Origin of the sequence: Labrenzia sp. 5N (assembly GCF_012395805.1) — a bacterium.
Classification (GTDB): domain Bacteria; phylum Pseudomonadota; class Alphaproteobacteria; order Rhizobiales; family Stappiaceae; genus Roseibium; species Roseibium algicola.
The window spans coordinates 1-235 of sequence record NZ_JAAZTM010000021.1 but is presented as its reverse complement, the minus strand read 5'-3'; the positions used below and the strand labels follow the sequence as shown (position 1 = coordinate 235).

The window sequence follows — 235 nt, the reverse complement described above, 5'->3', positions numbered from 1 at the left end:
AAAGATGTAACGGACACCGTCTCCTATTCCGTGAACGACGCCCGTTTCACCGTTGACGAAACCGGCGTGGTTCGGGTTGCAGACGGCGCGAGCTTCGACGCGGAAACTGAAGGGTCCATCGACATCACCGTGACCGCTACCTCTACCGATGGATCGACTTCGGAAGAGACCTTCACGATCTCGGTGTCAGACGTTGATGAGTATGACATCACCGCGGTGACCGACACAGACACTT

The 235-nt window shown here is 56.2% G+C and carries 1 protein-coding gene; it reads left to right on the top strand.

Annotated elements, in window-relative coordinates:
• Positions 1-235, top strand: a 235-nt coding sequence (locus HEP89_RS27075) for a hypothetical protein (protein WP_168693538.1), incomplete at both ends; no start/stop codon positions are given.